Source organism: Rhodoferax sp., assembly GCF_044236835.1.
Lineage (GTDB): Bacteria > Pseudomonadota > Gammaproteobacteria > Burkholderiales > Burkholderiaceae_C > Allorhodoferax.
Genome location: NZ_JBIIGC010000014.1, coordinates 45,088 through 61,704, shown reverse-complemented (window position 1 = coordinate 61,704; position 16,617 = coordinate 45,088). Strand labels below are relative to the sequence as shown.

Below are 16,617 nucleotides of genomic sequence, written 5' to 3'. Positions count from 1 at the left end.
GCCATGACTGCTTTGGAGCCGACGGTCATTCGCTCGCGCGACAACGCGTTTCTCAAGGACTTGCGAAAACTCGCGCAAGACAACACGGCGTACCGCAAGTCCGCGCGCGTGTGGTTGGAGGGCGAGCACCTTTGCACTGCCGCCCTGGCCCGTGGCGTGCAGCCGCAGTGCGCTGTGTTCTCTGAGTCGTATTGGCCTGCCGCACCCCTGGCTTGGGCGCGCGCCGCCGAGCGCACCGTGGTACTCCCGGATGCCTTGTTTCGAGAGATCAGTGTTTTGGAGTCGCCAGCGCAGTGCGGCTTCTTGGTTGGGCTACCGCAGCCCGGCGCCATTGCGCCAGACGTGGCCACCATCATCCTTGACCGCGTGCAGGATGCCGGCAATGTGGGCTCCATTTTGCGCAGCGCCAGCGCATTTGGTTTTCGCCAGGTGCTGGCGCTCCAAGGCACCGCTGCGCTGTGGAGCCCCAAGGTGTTGCGCGCCGGGATGGGTGCCCACTTTGGCTTGGAATTGCACGAGGGCCTGTCCCTAAGCGACTTGGACGCACTGCGCGTGCCCTTGTTGGTTACCACGGTGCACCAGGGTGATTTGATCCAAGATGTAGCCCTTGCCCAACCTTGCGCGTGGGTGCTGGGGCACGAAGGGCAGGGCGTTGCGCCCGCTTTGGCTGCACGCGCTTCGGTGCAGGTGCGCATCGGTCAGCCCGGTGGAGAAGAGTCGCTCAATGTGGCTGCGGCGGCGGCGATTTGTCTGCACGCCAGCAGCCTGCGACTGCGCTCGCGCTGAGCCTGCCTAAGCCAGTTGGCAGCTGGCCCTCGGCTATACTGCGGGGCTTTCCAGAAATCAGCCGTCCCAAGCGCAGCTCTGACCTTTCCCCCTCAAAAGCAAAGCACCTGGAGCCAGTCCAGAGCGCGATTGGGCGAACCGTAACCCATTCGGAGAACCCAGTGCTTTTGTCTCTCAAGGGAGCCTACCCTCCCGCCGTTTTGGCGCTTGCAGACGGCACGGTCTACATCGGAAATTCCATCGGGGCTGCCGGCTCCACCGTCGGTGAGGTGGTGTTCAACACCTCCATGACCGGCTACCAGGAAATTCTCACAGACCCCAGCTACTGCCAGCAAATCGTCACGCTCACTTACCCCCACATCGGCAGTTACGGCACCAACATCGAAGACGTGGAGTCCGACAAGGTGCAGGCCGCCGGACTGATCATCAAAGACCTACCCTTGGTCGCCTCCAACTTTCGTTCCAGCCAAGCGCTGCATTCCTATCTGGTGGACCAAAAAACTGTAGCGATTGCCAACATTGACACCCGCCAGTTGACCCGACAGCTTCGCACCCACGGTGCCCAGAACGGCTGCATCGTGGCGCTCTCCAGTGGCGAGTCGATCACCAGTGCGGTGCTCGACAAAGCGGTAGCGGCCGCCAAGGCCGCGCCTGCCATGGCCGGCCTGGACTTGGCCCAGGTGGTCTCTGCGCGTGCACCTTATGTGTGGAGCGAGTCGGAGTGGGTGCTGGGCCAGGGTTACGGTCAGCAAACCGCACCGCGCTGGCATGTGCTGGCGTACGACTTTGGCATCAAGAAGAACATCTTGCGCATGTTGGCGCAGCGTGGATGCAAAGTCACGGTGGTGCCAGCGCAGACCTCGGCTGCGCAGGCAATGTCCTACGGTGCCGACGGCATTTTTCTGAGTAACGGTCCGGGCGACCCCGAGCCCTGCGACTATGCGATCGATGCCGCGCGCACGCTCATCGATGCAGGCATCCCCACCTTTGGCATTTGCCTGGGCCACCAGATCATGGCGCTGGCTTCGGGTGCCAAAACCTTCAAGATGAAGTTCGGCCACCACGGTGCCAACCACCCCGTCAAAGACTTGGCCACGGGCCGGGTCTCCATCACCAGCCAAAACCACGGCTTTGCGGTGGATGCGGGCTCATTGCCCTCCACGCTGCGGGCAACCCATGTCAGTCTGTTTGATAACACCTTGCAGGGCTTGGAGCGCACCGACCGGCCAGCGTTCTGTTTCCAGGGTCACCCGGAAGCCTCCCCTGGGCCGCAGGACATTGGCTACCTGTTTGACCGCTTTGTCGCGTCCATGGCGCAGCGTGCATGAGCTTTTACGGCGTCACGGACATCTGGACCTATGTGATCGGGGCCATCGGCATCATCTTGCTGCCCGGCCCCAACTCGCTTTACGTGCTCTCGGTGGCCACGGCGCGCGGTGTACGTGCGGGTTACCAAGGCGCATGCGGCGTGTTTGTCGGCGACACCGTGTTACTGGCCTTTACTGCACTCGGTGCGGCCAGTCTGCTGCGCTCAAACCCGGCACTTTTTTGGGTGGTGAAGTACGCAGGGGCAGCCTACCTGTCGTGGGTTGGGCTTAACCTGGTGTGGGCTGCGGCCCGCCAGTGGCGTAAACCCCAGAGCAGTGAGCCTGATGTTGCGCAAACGCCTGCCAACTTGCAACGACCGTTCCAGCGCGCCTTGGTGATCAGTCTGCTCAACCCGAAGGCGATATTGTTTCTGCTGTCGTTTTTTGTGCAGTTCATCGATCCCAGCTACGCCACGCCAGCGGTTCCGTTTTTGATTTTGAGCGCCATCATCATGGTCTTTAGCGCGCTGTACCTTTCAGCGTTGATTTTTTTGGGTGCACGATTGGCCGATGCCTTTCGCGCCCGCAGACGCCTCACGGCGGGTCTTTCAAGCGCAGTGGGCGCGCTCTTCCTTTGGTTTGGAGCGCGCCTCGCCACTGCAAGTCTGAACTAGGTAGAAACATGCCCAAACGCACTGACATCCAAAGCATTCTCATCATCGGCGCTGGCCCCATCATCATCGGCCAAGCTTGCGAGTTCGACTACTCGGGCGTGCAGGCCTGCAAGGCCTTGCGCGAAGAGGGTTACAAGGTCATTCTGATCAACAGCAACCCCGCAACGATCATGACCGACCCGGCCACTGCGGACGTAACCTACATCGAACCCATCACGTGGCAAACGGTAGAAAAAATCATTGCCAGGGAACGCCCGGATGCAATTCTTCCCACGATGGGTGGACAAACCGCACTGAACTGCGCGCTTGATTTGTGGCGCCACGGTGTGCTGGATAAATACACCGGCCAAGCCACCGGCAAAGCTGTTGAACTTATCGGCGCGACTCCACAGGCCATTGACAAGGCAGAGGACCGCTTGAAGTTCAAAGACGCGATGACCCACATCGGTTTGGGTTCAGCGCGCTCAGGCATCGCCCACAGTATGGACGAGGCGTGGAGCGTGCAAAAAACGGTGGGTTTTCCCACGGTCATTCGTCCCAGTTTCACCTTGGGTGGCACCGGCGGCGGCATCGCCTACAACGCCGAGGAATTCGAGACCATCTGCAAACGCGGTCTGGAGGCCTCGCCCACCAATGAGCTGCTGATCGAAGAGTCGCTTTTGGGGTGGAAGGAATACGAGATGGAGGTGGTGCGCGACAAGGCGGACAACTGCATCATCGTCTGTTCCATCGAAAACCTGGACCCCATGGGGGTGCACACCGGCGACTCGATCACCGTAGCTCCGGCGCAGACGCTGACCGACAAGGAGTACCAAATCTTGCGCAACGCATCGCTTGCGGTGCTGCGCGAAATTGGGGTGGACACCGGCGGCTCCAATGTGCAGTTTGCAATCAACCCGGCCGATGGACGCATGGTCGTGATCGAGATGAACCCCCGCGTTTCTCGCTCGTCGGCGTTGGCGTCCAAGGCCACGGGTTTCCCGATTGCCAAAGTGGCGGCGAAGCTGGCCGTGGGCTTCACACTCGACGAGTTGCGTAACGACATCACGGGTGGTGCCACACCGGCCTCGTTTGAACCCAGCATCGACTACGTGGTGACCAAGATTCCGCGCTTCGCCTTCGAGAAGTTTCCCACCGCCGACAGCCGCCTGACCACCCAGATGAAGTCCGTGGGCGAGGTCATGGCCATGGGCCGCACCTTCCAGGAGTCGTTCCAGAAAGCCTTGCGCGGACTGGAAGTGGGTGTGGACGGCATGAACGAAAAAACCCAGGACCGCGAGGTCCTCGAAAAGGAGCTGGGCGAACCTGGCCCCGAGCGCATCTGGTACGTGGGCGACGCTTTTGCCCAAGGCATGGGCGTGGACGAGGTGTTTGCGCTAACCAAAATCGATCGTTGGTTTTTGGTGCAGATCGAGCAGATCGTCAAGATCGAATTGGAGATTGAGCGCCTGCCCCAACCTGCCAGTGGCAGCGCACTGGACCGGATCGACGCGGCCACCTTGCGCGGCCTCAAGCAAAAAGGCTTCTCGGACCGCCGCTTGGCGCGCCAGTTCAAGACCACCGACAAGGCGGTACGTGAGAAGCGCCGAGCCTTGGGCGTGCGCCCGGTCTACAAGCGGGTCGACACCTGTGCTGCCGAGTTCGGCACCCACACCGCCTACCTGTACTCCACGTACGAAGCCGAGGGCGCCGAGTGCGAGGCAGCTCCCACCGATCGTCAAAAAATCATGGTGCTGGGTGGTGGTCCTAACCGGATCGGGCAGGGCATCGAGTTCGATTACTGCTGCGTCCATGCCGCGCTGGCTTTGCGCGAAGACGGCTTCGAGACCATCATGGTCAATTGCAATCCCGAGACCGTGTCCACCGACTACGACACCTCGGACCGTTTGTACTTTGAGCCCCTTACGCTGGAAGACGTTCTGGAGATCGTGGACAAAGAAAAGCCAATCGGCGTGATCGTGCAGTACGGCGGGCAAACGCCGCTCAAGCTCGCGCTCGACCTGGAGGCCAATGGCGTGCCCATCATCGGCACCTCGCCCGACATGATCGATGCAGCCGAAGACCGCGAGCGCTTCCAAAAGCTGTTGCACCAACTCAAGCTGCGCCAGCCACCCAATGCCACCGCCCGTACCGAGGCCGAGGCCCTGGAGAAGGCGGCCGCGCTGGGCTACCCCTTGGTGGTGCGCCCCAGCTATGTGCTGGGTGGGCGCGCCATGGAGATCGTCCACGAACAGCGCGACCTAGAGCGCTACATGCGCGAAGCGGTCAAGGTCAGCCACGATTCGCCGGTGCTGCTGGACCGTTTCTTGAGTGACGCGATTGAGTGCGACGTGGACTGCATCCGTGACGCTTCTGGTGCAACCTTTATTGGCGGTGTGATGGAACACATTGAGCAAGCCGGCGTGCACAGCGGCGACTCGGCCTGTTCTTTGCCGCCGTATTCACTCTCCAAAGAGACGGTCGAAGAAATCAAGCGCCAGTCCTCGGCGATGGCCGGTGCCCTCAACGTGGTGGGCTTGATGAACGTCCAGTTCGCCATCCAAAACGTCGATGGCAAGGACGTGATCTACGTGCTAGAAGTCAATCCGCGCGCCAGCCGCACGGTGCCCTTTGTATCCAAGGCGACCGGTATCCAGTTGGCCAAAGTGGCGGCGCGCTGCATGGCCGGGCAAACGCTCGCTAACCAAGGCCTGGTGACCGAGGTCACGCCGCCCTACTTCAGCGTGAAGGAGGCGGTGTTTCCCTTCGTGAAGTTCCCCGGGGTGGACACCATCCTCGGGCCGGAGATGAAGTCCACCGGCGAGGTGATGGGGGTAGGCGCCAGTTTCGGCGAAGCGTTCGTGAAGTCGCAGCTCGGTGCGGGCGCCAAACTGCCCCGCGGCGGTACGGCCTTCATTTCGGTCAAGCAAGGGGACAAACCCCGCGCGGTGGCGGTGGCACGCGGCTTGGTGGCCCTAGGCTTCGAGATCATCGCCACCAAGGGCACTGCAGCCACCATCCAAGCCGCTGGCGTGGCCTGCCGTGTGGTCAACAAGGTCACCGAGGGCAGACCCCATGTGGTGGACATGATCAAGAACAACGAAATCGCGATGGTCATCAACACGGTCGAAGAGCGCCGCAACGCCATCGTCGATTCGCGTCACATCCGTACCTCGGCGCTGCTGGCGCGGGTCACCACCTACACCACCATTGCGGGCGCTGAAGCGGCGGTGGAGGGCATGAAGTATCTTGACCGGCTGCAGGTCATCTCGGTGCAGGACATGCATGCCATGCTGGCAGCTTGAGTTGGCATAATTTCTCACTTTCACTTGGCACACCCCATGGCGACCATACCGATAACCAAGCGCGGCGCAGAAATGCTCAAGGCCGAGCTGCACAGGCTCAAGACGGTCGACCGTCCCGCGGTGATCAACGCAATCGCAGAGGCGCGTGCCCAGGGCGACCTCAGTGAGAACGCCGAGTACGAGTCCGCCAAGGACCGCCAGGGCTTCGTGGAGGGACGCATCCAGGAAGTGGAGGGCAAGCTTTCTGCCGCGCAGGTGATTGATCCATCGAGGTTGGATGCGGGTGGCCGGGTGGTGTTTGGTTGCACTGTTGAGCTACAAGACGAAGACAGTGGCGATCGCGTCAAGTACCAGATCGTCGGTGAAGACGAGGCGGATCTCAAACAGGGCCTGATCAATATCAGTTCACCCATCGCCCGCGCACTCATAGGAAAAGAAGAGGGTGACACGGCGGTGGTGCAGGCTCCTGGCGGCGAGAAAGTCTACGAAATCATGGCGGTTCACTACGTCTGAGCGCCTAGCGCTACGACCGATGCGCAACTTGCATCTGTGGATTGCCGCCATCTGGGCAGTCAGCTTGGGCACTTTGGGCTTGTTCGTGGTGCCCATGTTGTTTGCCCACCTACCCACCCCGGCCTTGGCTGGCAACATGGCAGCCAAGCTGTTCTCAGTGCAGACGATGGTCTCGGTTACCTGTGCTGTGGTGCTGCTCTTGCTGCTGCGCTCTGACAAACGTGACGTGGGCGTCACAGTGGCGCAAAGTTCCACGGTGTACGTGCTGGCCGGTGCCTTGCTTGCTTTGTTGGTGGAGCTCGGTGTCGCGCCGCGTATTGTGGCCCGCGATAACCTGGCCCTGTGGCATGCGGTGGGCAGCGCGATGTACTTAGCCCAGTGGCTCTGCGCTTGCGTGGTGTTTGGCAAGCTCTTGGGTGAGCACAGTACCAGCGGCTGATCTCAGTACTTTGACAGCGCCTACCGCGTGTGCAGTGGCCTTCAGGTCTGGCTGCGTTTTTTGAGGCTGCGCTGTGGCTTGGGCTTGGCGCGTTTGACGTTGCCGCCCGCGGTGAGTCGCTGGTTGCCCAGCACGCGCAGGGTTTTCACCTCGGGGCGCTGGCCGGCACGTTTGCTGTACTTCAAGACCTTGAAATCGCGCGGACCCGGCATGCGGTCTTCGTCGGCCGCAGAGCGTTCTTTGGGCGGCACCGGGCGCCACAGCACCAGCAGTTTGCCGATGTGCTGGATGGCAGCAGCGTTGAGTTCGTCGGCCAAGGACTGGAACATGGTTTCGCGCGCAACCCGGTCGTCCGAAAAAATGCGGACCTTGATCAGTCCATGGGCGTTGAGTGCGGCGTCAATTTCTTTGCGCACGTTGGGAGTCAGGCCGTCGTTGCCGACCAGAACCACGGGGTCAAGGTGGTGCGCTTGTGCCCGGTGCGCCTTGCGCTGTGCGGGACTCATTTCGATTTGGGGCATGTGGGTATTATCGACCGAATGGATGCGCCCAAAAAAACCAGCAAGCCACCTGGCAAGAAGCTGAATAAAGCGTGGTTGCATGACCATCTCAACGACCCCTACGTGAAGCTCGCCACCCGCGAGGGCTACCGCGCGCGCGCTGCCTACAAACTCAAGGAGATAGACGAGGCCTTGCGGCTGTTCAAGCCCGGCGATCTCGTAGTCGACCTGGGAAGCACACCTGGTGCCTGGAGCCAGTACCTGCGCCGCCGAATGTCGGGCGACGGCACCGCGGGCGGGTACGCCAAGGGCGCCATCGTTGCGGTGGACTTGCTGCCCATGGAGCCTATTGAAGGCGTCCACTTCATTTTGGGAGACTTTCGGGAAGCTGCAACGCTGTCGCACATTGAGGCCGCCTTGGATCAGCGGCAGGCCGATGTGGTGGTGTCGGACATGGCACCCAACCTCACGGGCATTGCGTCGGTGGACGCTGCTGGCAGCGAGCATTTGGTGGAATTGGCCATCGAGTTTGCGCAAAACCACCTGGTTGCACACGGTGTGTTGGTGGCCAAGGTGTTCCATGGCGCCAGTTACGACTTCCTCGTCAAACGCTTCAGGGGGGCATTCCACACGGTCAAGCCTTTCAAGCCCAAGGCCTCGCGTGACCGGTCTGCAGAAACCTATTTGGTAGGAAGAGGCCTGCGTTAGGCTTGGGTCAAGGCCACCCGCCGCGTCGTCATGCCCCTGAGGGGGCTGTGGCTGTCACTTTGAAAATATCCAGGCGCCTCGCTTGAAAGGCCTAAAATGGTCTTCACCTGTGTGGCTTGGGTTGTGTCCTTGGTCATTGTGTGTATCACCTGGAGTTCCGCTTGAATAATCAATGGTTTTCGAAGATCGCGGTGTGGCTGGTCATCGGATTGGTGCTTTTCACTGTGTTCAAGCAGTTCGAGGCGCGTGGTCCCGCAGGAACCAGCTCCATTGGGTACTCTGACTTTTTGGAGGAAGTGCGCAGAAAGCAGATCAAGTCGGCGGTGATCCAGGAAGGCCCCGGTGGCACCGAGATCGTCGCAGAGACCATGGACAATCGGCGCGTTAGAACCACAGCAACCTTCCTCGATCGGGGCTTGGTAGGCGACCTCATTAACAATGGCGTGAAGTTCGACGTCAAGCCCCGTGAAGAAACCTCACTGCTGATGACGCTTTTGGTTAGCTGGGGCCCCATGCTCTTGCTCATTGGCGTCTGGATTTACTTCATGCGCCAGATGCAGGGTGGCGGCAAGGGTGGGGCGTTCAGCTTTGGAAAGAGCAAGGCACGCTTGCTCGACGAGAACACCAACACGGTTACCTTCGCCGATGTGGCTGGTTGCGACGAGGCCAAGGAAGAAGTCAAAGAGGTGGTGGACTTCCTCAAAGACCCTTCAAAATTTCAAAAGCTCGGCGGCCGTATTCCTCGCGGACTGCTCTTGGTAGGCCCACCCGGCACTGGCAAAACCTTGCTGGCCAAATCGATCGCAGGCGAGGCCAAGGTGCCATTCTTCAGCATATCGGGTTCGGACTTTGTGGAGATGTTCGTGGGCGTGGGTGCTTCCCGTGTGCGAGACATGTTCGACAACGCGAAGAAAAACGCGCCTTGCATCATCTTTATTGATGAAATTGACGCGGTGGGTCGCCAACGCGGCGCTGGCTTGGGCGGTGGCAACGACGAGCGCGAGCAAACCCTCAATCAGATGCTGGTGGAAATGGACGGGTTCGAGACAAATGTGGGTGTGATTGTGGTCGCTGCCACCAACCGCCCCGACATTCTCGATGCAGCCTTGTTGCGCCCGGGCCGCTTTGATCGCCAAGTTTATGTGACCTTGCCCGACATACGTGGCCGTGAGCAAATCCTCAATGTGCACATGCGCAAGGTGCCTTTGGGCCAGGATGTGAGCGCAAGCGTAATCGCCCGTGGTACACCAGGCATGAGCGGTGCCGACTTGGCGAACCTCTGCAATGAAGCAGCGCTGATGGCGGCCCGGCGCAACGCGCGCCTAGTGGAGATGCAAGACTTCGAGAAGGCCAAAGACAAGATCTTGATGGGCCCCGAGCGCAAGAGCATGGTCATGCCCGAAGGTGAGCGCAAGAACACCGCGTACCACGAAGCTGGACATGCGCTGATCGGCAAGCTGCTGCCTAAGTGCGACCCGGTGCATAAGGTCACCATCATTCCCCGTGGTCGCGCCTTGGGGGTGACCATGAGCCTCCCGGCGCAAGACAGGTATTCGTACGACAGCGAGTTCATGCTTAACCAAATCAGCATGCTATTTGGTGGACGCATTGCCGAAGAGGTGTTCATGAACCAAATGACCACTGGTGCCAGCAACGACTTTGAGCGTGCCACTCAGATTGCACGTGACATGGTGACCCGCTACGGCATGACCGATGCCTTGGGCCCCATGGTGTACGCCGAGAACGAGGGCGAGGTGTTTTTGGGACGCTCTGTTACCAAAACCACCAACATGAGCGAGCAGACCATGCAAAAGGTCGATGGTGAGGTTCGCCGCATCATTGACCAACAGTACGCACTGGCTCGCAAGCTCATCGAAGACAACCGCGACAAGATGCATGCCATGGCCTCGGCCTTGCTGGAGTGGGAAACCATCGACAGCGACCAGCTTGATGACATCATGGCTGGCAAGTCGCCGCGCCCGCCCAAGGACTGGACACCCCGGACTCCCAGTTCGGGCGGTGGTGACGGCGGTGGGGCGCCAGCGGTGCCAGCGGATCCGGCACCTACCGCGGCCTGAGTTACGCTCGGGGCGCACGCGAAAGCGGGGCTTTGTGCCCCGTTTTTCATGGACCAACCCAACTCAACGCGCTTCCAACGGACACCCCAGTGCACTGGCAGACCACACGCTTTTCGATTGACTTGGCGCTGCCCAAGGTGATGGGCATCGTTAATGTGACGCCCGATTCGTTTTCTGATGGTGGCCAGTACGCATCGAGCCGGGCCGCCATGGCGCACTGTGATGCGCTGCTAGTGCAAGGCGCACACATGCTGGACATTGGCGGTGAGTCAACCCGGCCCGGAGCCAGTCCGCTGTCTGCGCGCGATGAACTCGCGCGGGTGCTGCCGGTGGTGCGGTACGCGGTAGGGCTGGGGGTGCCAGTGTCGGTTGACACCTACAAGCCTGAGGTGATGCAGGCAGTGCTGGACCTGGGCGCGGACATCATCAACGACGTTTGGGCCCTGCGCTGGCGCGATCCGCTGCAGCCCGTGTCTGCCACCGATGTCGTCGCGGCCCACCCACGCTGCGGCGTGTGCCTGATGCACATGCACCGCGAGCCCACCACCATGCAGTTGCGCCCGATGGAGGGTGACGCCCCTGCGCAGGTACTCGCGTTCCTGGAGTCGGTTGCGACGGCACTACGCGAGCGCGGCGTACATGCATCGCGTATTTGTATCGACCCGGGCATCGGTTTTGGCAAAACGGTACAACAAAACTTTTCGCTACTGGCGCACCAAGTCCAACTGCTCGCGCTGGGCTACCCCGTTCTGGCTGGTTGGTCACGCAAGTCTTCTTTGGCGGCTGTGACGCAAGCCCACGCCGAAGTGCCTGCGCCTAGCGAGCCTGCGCATCGCGTGGTGCCCAGCGTGGCCGCTGCCTTGATCGCAGCCCACAACGGTGCCCGTGTGTTGCGGGTGCACGATGTCAAAGAAACGGTGCAGGCACTCCAAGTGTGGCAAGCGGTGCAGGCCCAAGCTGGAACTGCAGTTACCGAAGCGCCCCACGACGGCTGATAACTTTTGCGCTACAAGGAAACAGGGATATGACAAGACGCTACTTTGGAACTGATGGTATCCGCGGCACGGTGGGCCAAGCGCCCATCACGCCAGACTTCATGCTTCGATTGGCGCATGCGGTGGGCCGTGTACTCAAACGCGGCGAGGCCCATCCGACGGTGTTGATCGGTAAAGACACGCGAATCTCAGGCTACATGATCGAGAGTGCGCTGGAAAGTGGCTTCAACTCCGCTGGCGTGGAAGTCGTGCTGTTGGGGCCTTTGCCAACTCCGGGTGTAGCCTACCTGACACGCGCACAACGGGCATCGCTGGGCGTCGTGATCAGCGCCAGCCACAACCCGTTCGCTGACAACGGAATCAAGTTTTTCAGCGCTCAAGGCACGAAGCTCCCAGATGCCTGGGAGCTCGAGGTGGAGGCCGCGCTGGAGCAGGCGCCGGTGTGGGTTGACTCCGCACACCTCGGTAAGTCGCGCCGACTCACTGATGCGGCGGGCCGCTACATCGAGTTTTGCAAGAGCACGTTCGCTGGTGACCTGACTCTCAAAGGCTTGAAGATCGTGGTTGATGCGGCGCACGGTGCGGCCTACCAGATCGCACCCAAGGTGTTCCACGAACTCGGCGCCGACGTCATCTCTATTGGCTGCGCGCCCGACGGCCTCAACATCAACAGGGACGTGGGCGCCACCCACCCCGAGGCCCTCGTCGCTGCGGTTCTGGCCCACGGCGCCGATATGGGCATCGCACTCGATGGCGATGCGGACCGCCTGCAGTGGGTCGATGCGCAAGGCCGTTTGTACAACGGCGACGAGCTGCTCTATCTGATGGCCGACGACCGGCTGGGGCGGGGCGAATCGGTACCAGGTGTGGTGGGTACCTTGATGACCAACATGGCGGTGGAACTGGCGCTTGGCGCGCGCGGCGTGTCGCTGGTGCGTGCCAAGGTGGGCGACCGCCATGTTCTGGAGGCCTTGCACGCACACCGCTGGGTGCTGGGCGGTGAGGGCTCCGGGCACTTGCTCGCTCTGGACAAGCACACCACCGGCGATGGCCTGGTGTCGGCCTTGCTGGTGCTGCAGGCCTGCGTGCGTTCGGGCAAGACGGTTGCCGAGTTGCTCAACGCCATCACCTTGTTTCCGCAAGTCTTGATCAATGTGCGCCTCCAGTCCGGCCGCGACTGGAAAGCTAACCGGCAGCTGCAAGAGGTCACGGCAGAGGTTGAGGCCGAGCTGGGCGACTCTGGCCGGGTGCTGATACGTGCCAGCGGCACTGAGCCGGTGCTGCGGGTCATGGTAGAAGCCCGCGATGCCACGATGGCCCAATCCTGTGCACAGCGTATTGCGGACACCCTAGCCGCTGCATGAGCCAGGACACCATCCGCGTCTGCCAAGCAGACTATTCCAAGGAGACCCACGCCGCCGCCTTGGTAACCCTGCTCGATGCATATGCGCTTGACCCGATGGGCGGCGGGCAAGGGCTGAGTGTGTTTGCCAAATCCAATGTGGTCGCGTCCTTGGCGGCCCGACCGCAAGCGTTCAGTGTGCTGGCCTTTGATGGTGAAGACGACAGCCGCCCGGTAGGCCTGGTCAACTGCATCGAAGGTTTTTCTACGTTTGCATGCCGACCCTTGGTCAATGTGCACGATTTGGCGGTGCTTGCGACCCACCGTGGCCATGGTGTAGGCCAGCGCATGCTTGCGTTGGTTGAGGCGCTCTCCATTGCCCGCGGCGCCTGCAAGCTGACCTTGGAGGTGCTGTCTGGCAACACCGGCGCGATGGCGCTGTACGCCCGTTGCGGCTTTGAGGCGTATGTGCTGGACCCGGCCATGGGACAGGCCCGGTTCATGCAAAAGCCGCTGGCGTGCGACCCTCTCCCGGCTAAATCAACGCTAACGCCGAGCCAACCCACGGTGGATCGCACCGAAGCGCATGACGCAGTGGTGGGCCAACCCGCAGAGCACCTCCGTGTTCGGGGTCAACCACCGTCATCCTATTGAAATTTTTTTGTCATCCATGGCGCGCACAATTGCTTTGGATTATGTGGCTGCTTTGGGCCAGTTGAATGGACCATGCCAGCGCGACACAATGGCGCGTGATTAGATTGTTTTTATGACCGCAACACCTCCAAATCCGCATCCTGGTGCGATCCAAGCCAGCGCTGAGCAGATGCCTGCGTTGCTTGACCGCGACCACAGCATCCTGGCGTTCAATGAGCGGGTTCTGAACTGGGCCGAACGCGAAGATGTGCCTCTACTGGAGCGGTTGCGCTACCTCTGCATCGTTTCGTCCAACCTCGATGAGTTCTTTGAGGTGCGCGCCGAGCCCCACCTCACTGCGAGCCGGTCCGATGACCAAAAGGGCACGTTCTCCGTCCAGAGTTTTGAGAAGTTGTCTGCAACGCTGCAGACCTTGGTGGCTCGCCAATACGCCCTGTACAACGAAAAAATCCTTCCTGCTTTTGAGCGCAAGGGCATACACATCCTGGCCCACGGTGAGCGCAATGCCAGCCAGCGCGCTTGGGTCAAGCAGTACTTTGACCGCGAGGTCAAACCTCTGTTGATTCCGGTGGGGCTGGATCCCTCGCACCCGTTTCCGCAGGTGGCCAACAAGTCCCTCAATTTCATCGTGCGACTGGGTGGCAAAGACGCATTTGGCCGCGAGAACGAAATTGCCATCGTCAAGGTTCCGCGGGTGCTGCCGCGCCTGATCCGTCTGCCCGACAAGGTCGCCGGCGGCAAGCTGGTGCTGGTATCGCTGTCCAGCGTCATCCGCGCCCACCTGGATGAGTTGTTTTTGGGCCGCTCCGTGGGCCAGTTTTCGCAGTTCCGGGTGACCAGGCACTCCGACTTGGCGGTGGACGAGGAAGATGTCAAAAATCTGCGTACCGCCCTGCGCCAAGGATTGGTCCATCGGCACTATGGGCAGGCCGTGCGCTTGGAAGTGTCTGCCGGTTGCTCAGACTATCTGGCGGATTTTTTGCTGGCGCAGTTTTCCCTGACCGCGCGCTCGCTGTTTCGGGTGCCCGGGCCTGTGAATCTCGTGCGCCTGACCCAGGTGATCGATCTGGTGAACCGGCCCGACCTGTGTTTTTCGCCCTACCGCGGGGCGTATCCACGCCAAATTCAGCCGTCGCAATCGATTTTTGAGCAGCTCAAGCAATCCGACATCCTGATCCACCAGCCCTTTGAGAGCTTCGATGGTGTGCTGGCCTTTCTGCGCGAGGCGGTCAATGACCCTGGCGTCTTGGCCATCAAACAAACGATTTACCGCACCGGGGCCGACTCCGAGTTGATGGATTTGTTGCGCGAAGCAGTGCGCCGTGGCAAGGAAGTGACCGTGGTGGTGGAGCTCAAGGCCCGCTTTGATGAAGAGGCCAATATCAACTGGGCGGAGATGCTCGAATCCATTGGTGCCCAGGTGGTGTACGGTGTGGTCGGCCTCAAGACCCATGCCAAGATGATGTTAATCACCCGCCGCGAGGGCAAGCAACTCCGGCGCTATGGACACCTGTCCACCGGCAACTACAACCCCCGCACCGCCCGGCTGTATACCGACATCAGCCACGTCACGGCTGACCCCGCCATCACGGGTGACATGGAGCATGTGTTTGTGCACCTGGCCAGCCAAAGCCGTCTGCCTCGGTTGCGCAAAATGTGGATGGCACCGTTTTTTCTGCACCGCAAATTGATGGCCAAGATCGACGAGCTGGCCCGCGCGGCGGCATCGGGAGCCAGCTGCCGCATCGTGGTGAAGATGAATGCCCTCACCGACGAGGCCTTGATCTACTGCCTGATGCGCGCTGGCCAGCAGGGCGTACAGATTGACCTGATCGTGCGCGGCGCCTGCATGCTGCCGGCGCAGCTGCGCGGCATGACGGACAACATCCGCGTGCGCTCGGTCATTGGCCGCTTTTTGGAGCACTCGCGGGTGTTTTACTTCCGTGAGGGCGAGGTGGAGGATTTGTACCTCTCTAGTGCCGACTGGATGAACCGCAACATGGTGCGGCGCGTGGAACTGGCCTGGCCGGTGACCGATCCGGTGCTGCGCCAGCGCGTGGTGGACGAATGCCTGGTGGCTTACCTGCACGATGGTGTGGACGCCTGGAACTTGGGGCCAGACGGTACCTACACCCGAGCCGTGGCCACCGGCAAATCGGCGCACAGTGCGCAGCAGGCGTTGATGGGCCGTTACGGCCAAAAAGGTTGACTGAACCGGGGGCCTGAAATGGATTTGATTTTGTGGCGCCACGCCGAGGCGATTGATCTGGAACTGGTCGGGGATGACATGGCGCGCACCCTGACCCCGCGCGGCGAAAAGCAAGCTGCACGCATGGCCGCATGGCTGGACCGTCAATTGCCCGATGGCGCAAAAATCTGGTCTAGCCCGGCCCTTCGCGCGGAACACACGGCCCGCGCCTTACAGCGAAAGTTTCGCCTCAGTCCCGCACTGGCGCCCTTGTCGGGCCCCGAGGATTTGCTGCAACTGGTTCAGTGGCCCCACGCGAGATCGTGTGTGCTGGTGGTGGGCCACCAGCCGACCTTGGGTCAAACCGTTGCCCGCTTGGTAGGGCTCTCGGCGGGAGAATGCGCTGTGAAGAAGGGGGCGATCTGGTGGCTGCGCTACCGGGAGCGTGAGGACCAAAGCCACGCCGTGGTCGTCACAGTGCAGTCGCCCGAGACCTTGTAGAGCGACTGCACTGCGGGGCGAACCCGCCTTAGCGCGGCTTGGAAAGGCCCACCCACGGTGGTCCTTAGCGTTACTTGGCCTTGACGGGACGTCCGGTCTTTAGACTGGGCACCGCGCGCACCGCCGCCAGAAATGCGGCATCGCCCATGGCGGCCAATGCCTTGATGCCAGCGCGCAGCAGCTCGGTTTTCTTCACCGTCGTGGACAGCTTGCCCGCACGCAGCTTCAGCGCCTCCAGCACCACGAACTCTGTCTTGGGCATGGTGAAACTGTCACGCACCAACTTGACCTTTTTTTCCTTGGCCGGTTTGGCTATGGGCGATTTTGCTGCGGCCTTTACCGCAGGTTTGGCGGCGGTGGACGAAGGCTTGGTCGGTGCCTTGGCAGCGGGCTTGGCCGCCGGTTTGGAGGCAACATTTTTCTTCGCTGGTGTAGTCACCGGCTTGGCCGCTGCGCTTGCCGTGGGGCCGGCTGTCGCCGGCTTAGCTGCTGGGGTGGCTTTGGCCGCCTTGGCGGGCGCCTTTTTGGTGCTTGGCTTGGCCGCGGCGGTCACCGCCGGTTTGGCGGCGCTCTGCGAGCTTGCGGCGGCCTTGGTTGCTGCGCTTGGGGTTTCAACGGTTGCCATCGGATGCTCCTAAGTTAAAAACA

15 protein-coding genes are annotated in these 16,617 nt (G+C 61.2%); 13 read left to right on the top strand and 2 right to left on the bottom strand.

Going from position 1 to position 16,617, the window contains the following annotated elements:
* Positions 1 to 3 precede the first annotated feature (3 nt).
* The 6 genes from ACILRC_RS10975 (at position 4) to ACILRC_RS10950 (ending at position 7,003) form a co-directional block, all read left to right on the top strand.
* A complete protein-coding gene (locus tag ACILRC_RS10975; protein WP_395669412.1) occupies positions 4 to 786 on the top strand; it encodes a TrmH family RNA methyltransferase in 783 nt (260 codons plus the stop codon).
* Positions 787 to 947: 161 nt separating this feature from the next.
* On the top strand, positions 948 to 2,114 hold the full coding sequence (carA, locus tag ACILRC_RS10970; RefSeq protein WP_395669411.1) for a glutamine-hydrolyzing carbamoyl-phosphate synthase small subunit: 1,167 nt from the start codon (positions 948 to 950) through the stop codon (positions 2,112 to 2,114).
* Positions 2,111 to 2,767, top strand: coding sequence for a leucine efflux protein LeuE (leuE, locus tag ACILRC_RS10965; protein WP_395669410.1), 657 nt, complete (start codon positions 2,111 to 2,113; stop codon positions 2,765 to 2,767). Before carA ends, leuE begins: the two co-directional genes overlap by 4 nt.
* An 8-nt stretch (positions 2,768 to 2,775) precedes the next feature.
* Entirely contained in the window at positions 2,776 to 6,051 is a 3,276-nt protein-coding gene (gene carB, locus ACILRC_RS10960; protein WP_395669409.1) for a carbamoyl-phosphate synthase large subunit, read from the top strand.
* A 36-nt stretch (positions 6,052 to 6,087) separates the two neighbouring features.
* Complete coding sequence (greA, locus tag ACILRC_RS10955; RefSeq protein ID WP_395669408.1) at positions 6,088 to 6,564, top strand: transcription elongation factor GreA; 477 nt, start codon at positions 6,088 to 6,090, stop codon at positions 6,562 to 6,564.
* Between the two features lie 19 nt (positions 6,565 to 6,583).
* Positions 6,584 to 7,003, top strand: a complete 420-nt coding sequence (locus tag ACILRC_RS10950) for a DUF4149 domain-containing protein (RefSeq protein WP_395669407.1) — start codon at positions 6,584 to 6,586, stop codon at positions 7,001 to 7,003.
* 41 nt (positions 7,004 to 7,044) lie between these two features.
* Here the strand turns inward: ACILRC_RS10950 and ACILRC_RS10945 are convergent, their stop codons facing one another.
* Positions 7,045 to 7,524, bottom strand: a complete 480-nt coding sequence (locus ACILRC_RS10945; RefSeq protein WP_395669406.1) for a YhbY family RNA-binding protein — start codon at positions 7,522 to 7,524, stop codon at positions 7,045 to 7,047.
* Between the two features lie 18 nt (positions 7,525 to 7,542).
* Here ACILRC_RS10945 and ACILRC_RS10940 point away from each other — a divergent pair, with 18 nt between their 5' ends.
* From ACILRC_RS10940 to ACILRC_RS10910, 7 genes are all read left to right on the top strand, one after another.
* The gene (locus ACILRC_RS10940) at positions 7,543 to 8,211 is read left to right on the top strand and encodes an RlmE family RNA methyltransferase (RefSeq protein ID WP_395669405.1); all 669 of its coding nucleotides are present in this window, start codon (positions 7,543 to 7,545) and stop codon (positions 8,209 to 8,211) included.
* A 161-nt stretch (positions 8,212 to 8,372) separates the two neighbouring features.
* Complete coding sequence (gene ftsH / locus ACILRC_RS10935; RefSeq protein WP_395669404.1) at positions 8,373 to 10,289, top strand: ATP-dependent zinc metalloprotease FtsH; 1,917 nt, start codon at positions 8,373 to 8,375, stop codon at positions 10,287 to 10,289.
* An 89-nt stretch (positions 10,290 to 10,378) separates the two neighbouring features.
* Entirely contained in the window at positions 10,379 to 11,284 is a 906-nt protein-coding gene (gene folP / locus ACILRC_RS10930; protein ID WP_395669403.1) for a dihydropteroate synthase, read from the top strand.
* 29 nt (positions 11,285 to 11,313) lie between these two features.
* Positions 11,314 to 12,648, top strand: coding sequence for a phosphoglucosamine mutase (glmM, locus tag ACILRC_RS10925; protein ID WP_395669402.1), 1,335 nt, complete (start codon positions 11,314 to 11,316; stop codon positions 12,646 to 12,648).
* Positions 12,645 to 13,280, top strand: a complete 636-nt coding sequence (locus ACILRC_RS10920) for a GNAT family N-acetyltransferase (RefSeq protein WP_395669401.1) — start codon at positions 12,645 to 12,647, stop codon at positions 13,278 to 13,280. The genes glmM and ACILRC_RS10920 overlap by 4 nt, the downstream gene beginning before the upstream one ends.
* Before the next feature lie 112 nt (positions 13,281 to 13,392).
* Positions 13,393 to 15,489 (top strand): polyphosphate kinase 1, encoded by a 2,097-nt coding sequence (gene ppk1, locus ACILRC_RS10915; RefSeq protein ID WP_395669400.1) that lies wholly within the window; start codon positions 13,393 to 13,395, stop codon positions 15,487 to 15,489.
* Between the two features lie 18 nt (positions 15,490 to 15,507).
* A complete protein-coding gene (locus tag ACILRC_RS10910; protein WP_395669399.1) occupies positions 15,508 to 15,969 on the top strand; it encodes a SixA phosphatase family protein in 462 nt (153 codons plus the stop codon).
* Positions 15,970 to 16,039: 70 nt separating this feature from the next.
* Here ACILRC_RS10910 and ACILRC_RS10905 read toward each other — a convergent pair whose 3' ends face one another.
* Positions 16,040 to 16,594, bottom strand: coding sequence for a hypothetical protein (locus tag ACILRC_RS10905; protein WP_395669398.1), 555 nt, complete (start codon positions 16,592 to 16,594; stop codon positions 16,040 to 16,042).
* Positions 16,595 to 16,617: the final 23 nt, after the last annotated feature.